The sequence below is a fragment of the Mycobacterium innocens genome, from assembly GCF_900566055.1.
Lineage (GTDB): Bacteria > Actinomycetota > Actinomycetes > Mycobacteriales > Mycobacteriaceae > Mycobacterium > Mycobacterium innocens.
Genome location: NZ_UPHQ01000039.1, coordinates 1 through 5,762 on the forward strand (window position 1 = coordinate 1; position 5,762 = coordinate 5,762).

General features: G+C 69.0%; 3 protein-coding genes. All 3 read right to left on the reverse strand.

What is annotated here, in order from left to right; all coding sequences use genetic code 11:
• Positions 1 to 476 (reverse strand): FHA domain-containing protein (locus EET03_RS04880; protein WP_136625644.1); only part of this gene is annotated, 476 nt, incomplete at its 3' end.
• 54 nt (positions 477 to 530) lie between these two features.
• Positions 531 to 2,993: an ATP-binding cassette domain-containing protein gene (locus tag EET03_RS04885; protein ID WP_075541167.1), complete on the reverse strand. Its 2,463-nt coding sequence runs from the start codon at positions 2,991 to 2,993 to the stop codon at positions 531 to 533.
• Positions 2,994 to 3,017: 24 nt separating this feature from the next.
• On the reverse strand, positions 3,018 to 5,639 hold the full coding sequence (locus tag EET03_RS04890; protein WP_075541168.1) for an ATP-binding cassette domain-containing protein: 2,622 nt from the start codon (positions 5,637 to 5,639) through the stop codon (positions 3,018 to 3,020).
• Positions 5,640 to 5,762 lie beyond the last annotated feature (123 nt).

A 5,762-nucleotide genomic window follows, 5' to 3' on the forward strand; every position in this document is an offset into this window, starting at 1 on the left:
GGCCCGGGATGGGCCTTGCCCAGCCGGGTCGGCGGTGCGGGGTGGGCGGGCTCCATCGACGGTGTCGGGCCCGGCGGCGGTGGCGGAACCGGTCGCGCAGTCGGATGGGGGCGGCGCTGCGCGGCCGGTATCGGTGTCGTTCGCGGCGGCCGTCCGGCCGGCGCCTGGTGCCGTCCGACCTCGAAGGTCAGGCATGGTCCGTCGGGGCTGCCGATGTTGATCTTCTGGCCGGGCCGAATCTCGACGGCGTGTACCCGCCGGTTGTCGACGAAGATGCCCTCGTGTGATCCGTTGTCGATCGCCATCCATCTGCCATGGTCGAAGCGCAGCAGCAGGTGGGCCCGGGAGACGCAGGGGTGGGTGACGCGCATGTCGGCACGCAGGTCGCTGCCGACGATGATGTCGTGACCTGCGGCGAAAGTACGTTGCGGCCCGAGTCCTGACACTGTCAGCACGGGCGGTGCCACCGTGTTCATCGAAAATAGCTGTAGCCAGTGGCGATGCTTCCGAAACCTGGCGGGCCCGCGCCGTCAGTGGCGTCTGAGCCGGATGCGCCACCACACCAGGCCGGCATAGGCCAGCGACAGCGTCGCGAGCATCGCCATGTCGAACAGCCACGCCGGGCGCGAGTGCGTCCAGTGGCTGTCCTCGGGACTGTAGGAGCCGGGCACCAGCTCGCGCAGGTTGACCGTTGCCGCCGACGCCGCGTAACCCCACCGCGCGGGGACCGCCCACGACATCTGGTCCAGGAAGATCCGGTTGGTCACCGGGACCAGGCCACCGGCGAGCACCAGCTGCAGCATCAGCGATACCACCAGCAGCGGCATGATCTGCTCACTGGACCGGGCGACCGACGACAGCAGCAAGCCCAGAATCGCCGAGGCCACACAGGTGGCGGCGACCGTGGTGAACAGCTCGAAGCTGGGGTTGCCGAGCAGCACCGCCTGCTGGGTCGGTACGCCCTTGCCCAGGAGCACGACCCCGGTCGTGATCGCCGCTTGAGTGATGGCGAACATGCAGAACACCGTGATCTTGGCGCCCAGGTAGGCTCTCGTCGACAACCCCACGGCCTGCTCGCGACGGAAGATGGCGCGCTCGCCGATGAGATCGCGGATGGTCAGTGCGGTGCCCATGAAGACCGCGGCGATGGACAGCAGCGTCAGAATCTGTGCGGCCTCGTCGGGTGTCTGGCTGGTCGGCTGGGCCATGCCGAACCCGGTGTCACCCGGAACCGTCAGCGACAGCGCACCCAGGACGAACGGCAAGGCCGCCAGGAATGTGAAGTAGGCCCGGTCGGCGACGACCAGCCGAACCTGTCGGCGCGCGATCGTGGAGAACTGGCGGCGCACGCTGGTGTGCGCCGGTGCGCCCAGGTCGGTGGGCGTCTCGGTCCGTGCCGGTGCGGGGGGCTGGTTGCGGGCCAGAAAGCGGCGGTTGGCCTCGTCGGGATCGGCGCCGACCTTCGCGAAGATCTGGGTCCAGTTGGTGGTGCCCATCGCCTGCCCGATCTGGTCGGGCGGCCCCAGGAACGCGGCCTTGCCCCCGGGCGCCATGAGCAGCACCTGATCACAGACATCGAGGTAGGTCAGCGAGTGGGTGACCACCAACACCACCCGGCCGGCGTCGGCCAGTTGCCGCAGCATCGTCATGACCTGCAGGTCCAGCGCCGGGTCCAGGCCCGACGTCGGCTCATCGAGAATCAGCAGCGACGGGCCGGTGAGCAGTTCCAGGGCCACCGAGGCCCGTTTGCGCTGGCCGCCGGACAGCTTGTCGACGCGGGTGTCGGCGTGCTCGGTGAGCCGCAGCTCCTCGAGCACGCCGGCGACCACCTGCGCGCGATCCTGCTTGCTGGTGTCGGGTGGCAGCCGCAGCTCGGCGGCATAGCCGAGCCCCTGGTTGATGGTCAGTTGCCGGTGCACGACGTCGTCTTGGGGGACCATCCCGATCCGGCTGCGCAACGACGCGTATTCGGTGTGGATGTTGTGGCCCTCGAAGGTCACCGTGCCCGAGCTGGGGCTGGCGTAGCCGGCGATCAGCCGCGACAGTGTGGTCTTGCCGGCGCCGGAGCCGCCGATGACGGCGGTCAGCGTGCCGGGCCGCGCGGTCAGCGACACGTTGTCGAGCAGCGCGGTGCCGTCGACGCGGTAGCTGACCGCGTTGACCTCCAGGCCGCCGGTGGGGGCCGCGGCTTCGGTGCGACGGACCAGGGTGTCCCCGGTGAACGCCAGGTCGACGTTGCCGATGGTGACCACGTCGCCGTCGCGAAGGATCGCCGAGCCTACCCGGATCCCGTTGACGAACGTCCCGTTGATGCTGTGGGCGTCGTTGATCTCGGTGCCCACCGGCGTGGGAGTCAAGAATGCGTGGTGGCGTGATGCCAGCACGTCGGCGACGACGATGTCGTTGTCGAGCGCCCGGCCGATCCAGGCGATGTCCCCGCGTGGCGGCGCGGGCTGGGAATCGGCGCCCACGACGTTGCGCGTCGTGGCGTCGCGTCCCGCCTGTGGGGGAGGCGGGGAAAGCGCTATGACCGTGGTGCGCCGGGCTTCGGGATAGCCGGGTGGGCCGGGTGCCGGCGGCACGGCCCCCGGGGGCTGTGCGGGCGGCCGACGCTGCTGCTCCCCGCCGCCGGGTCCACCCCCCGGCGGCGGGGAGCCGGTCTGCGGTAGCAGGCCGATGATGCCCCGGTGATGCCCGACCTCGAAGCTGATGCGTGGCCCGTCGGGCCTGCCGAGGTGGACGATCAGACCGTCCCGGATGTCCACCAGCGGCACCCGGCGGCCGTCGACGTACATCCCGGTCCGCGAATTGTCGATGGCGATCCAGTTGCCCTGCTCGAAGCGCACCACCACGTGCGCGCCGGCGACCAACGGGTGCGCGACGCGCAGGTCGGCACGCAGGTCACTGCCCACGATCGCGTCAGCGCCCGGTGCGAAGCTGCGCTGCGACCGGTCCGACCGGACTGTCAGCACCGGCCGGTGAGCTCGGGTCATCGCTTCACCCTAGTTGCGCCCGCGTCAGCGGCGTCGGAGCCGAATCCTCCACCACACGATGGTGGTATAGGCGATCGACACCACCCCGAGCATGGCCATGTCGAACAGCCACGCGCTCGCCTTGTGGTCCCAGTGCTGGTCTTTCGGATCGGTCGGGCCGGGTACCAGCCGGTGGGTGTCGATCGTCGACGCCGACGCCGCATAGCCCCACCGGGCGGGCGTGGCCCAAGACAGCTGGTCGAGCAGGATCCGGTCGGTCACCCAGATCATGCCACCGGAGAACACCAGCTGAGACATGATCGAGAACACCAGCATCGGCATGACCTGGTCCTGCGACTGAGCCAGCGCCGACAGTGCCATGCCCAGCAGCGCCGAGGCCACACAGGTCGCGGCCACGGTGACGAACAGCTCGAATCTGACGTCTCCCAGCAGCACGGCGTCGGAAAGCGGCTTGCCCCAGCCGATCACACAGATGGTGGTGGCGATCGCCGCCTGAAAGATCGCGAACGCGGAGAACACCACGATCTTTGCGGCCAGATAGGCCGCGGTCGACAAGCCGACGGCCTGTTCGCGACGGAAGATCGGACGCTCGCCGATGAGGTCGCGGATCGTCAGCGCGGTGCCCATGAACACCGCGCCGACGTTGAGCATGACCAGAATCTGGTCGGGCTGGGCAGGATTGTTGCCCATCGGATCCGACATGCCGAATCCCGTCTTGCCGCGAACGGTGAGGCTCAGCACCCCGATGAGAAACGGCAGCAATGCCAGGAACACCGTGTAGCCGCGGTCAGAAACGACCAAGCGCACCTGGCGGCGGGCGACGGTGGAGAACTGGCGAAGCACGTCGGTGTGCACCGGTTCGCCCAGGTCGGCAGCGGGACTGGCCTGGGACGGAAACGCGGGCTGGGCCTGGTTGTCGGCCAGGAAACGGCGGTTGGCCTCGTCGGGGTCGGCGCCGACTTTGGCGAAAATGTCGGCCCAGTTGGTGGTTCCCATGGCCTGGCCGATCTGGTCGGGCGGGCCCAGGAACGCCGTCTTGCCGCCCGGCGCCACCAACATCAGCTGATCGCAGACGTCCAGGTAGGACACGGAGTGGGTGACCACCAGCACCACCCGGCCGGCGTCGGCGAGTTGCCGCAGCATCATCATCACCTGCCGGTCCAACGCCGGGTCCAGACCCGTCGTCGGCTCGTCGAGAATCAGCAGCGACGGCCCGGTGAGCAGCTCCAGCGCCACCGAGGCTCGCTTGCGCTGTCCGCCGGACAGCTTGTCCACCCGCGTGTCGGCGTGTTTGGTCAGCTCGAGTTCCTCGAGGACCTGGGCGACCACCTGGTCGCGGTCGGCTTTGCTGGTGTCGGGCGGCAACCGCAGTTCGGCGGCGTAACCGAGGGCCTGGTTGACGGTCAGCTGCCGGTGCACGACGTCGTCTTGGGGGACCATCCCGATCCGGCTGCGCATGGACGCGTATTCGGTGTGGATGTTGTGACCCTCGAAGGTCACCGTTCCCGAGCTGGGGCTGGTGTACCCGGCGATCAGCCGCGACAGTGTGGTCTTGCCGGCGCCGGATCCGCCGATGATGGCCGTCAGGGTGCCGGGCCGCGCGGTCAGCGAGATCTGGTCGAGCAGTTGCTTGCCGTCGATGGAGAAGCAGACCGACTTGACCTCCAGGCCGCCGGTGCGGGTGGCCGCTTCGGTGCGGCGAATCAGCGTGCCCCCGGTGAATACCAGGTCGACGTTGCCGATGGTGACGATGTCGCCGTCGCTCAAGATCGCCGACCCGACCCGGACCCCGTTGACGAATGTCCCGTTGACGCTGTGGGCGTCGCGGATTTCGGTGCCCAGCGGTGTCATGGTCAGGAACGCGTGGTGACGCGACGCCAGGACGTCCTGAATGACGACGTCGTTGTCGGTGGCGCGGCCGATGGTGACTGAGCCGGCCGGCATTTCGTTAGACCCGGTCCGCGGCAATAGCGCATGGATCATCTTGGTCGCCAGGTTCGCCACCTCCGGCTGCTTGGCGGCACTTGGCTGCAGCTGCGTGGGTGGCGCCGGGCGAGGGGCGGCCGGTGCATAGTCCGACGGCTGCCGCGGCGGCGCCGGGGCAAACCCGGATTGCCGTGACGACGAACTGTTGGGGTACATCGGTTGCCCCGATTTCGACGGGGGCGGCGGGCCGGGGTGCGGTCGAGCCGACGGTGGCGCGGCCCAAGTCGACTGGCGTCCGGACGGCGGCGGCGGCCCCGGGTGACCGGAAGCCTGAGTGGGCGGCGGCCACGGCGACGACTGGGCGGCCAGTCGCATCGACTCGGTTTGCGGCGGCCGTCCGACCATCCCCAGGTGCCGGCCGACCTCAAAGGTCAGCAACGGCCCGTCGGGATTTCCGATGTTGACGCTCTGGCCGTCGTGGATGTCGACCATCGGCACCCGCCGGCCGTTGCAGAAGGTCCCGTTCAGCGAATTGTTGTCGATCGCCAGCCACCGGCCCTGGTCAAACCGCAGCAGCAGATGTGCCCGGGAGATCAGCGGATGCGTAATACGCATGTCGGCGCGCAAGTCGCGGCCGATTACCACGTCATGGCCGGGCGCGAAGGTACGTGCAGACCCGTCGTAGCGAACGGTCAGCGCTGGCGGAGCAGGGTTGGGCATCGATCCAACTGTATCTAAGGCGAAGGTTAATGCTGCTCCGCGGCGCAACCGCCGCGCGGTGAGTTGCGCGTGCACACTGCGGTGCCACCATGCACCGCAATCCCCCGCAACCCCCCGCAACCC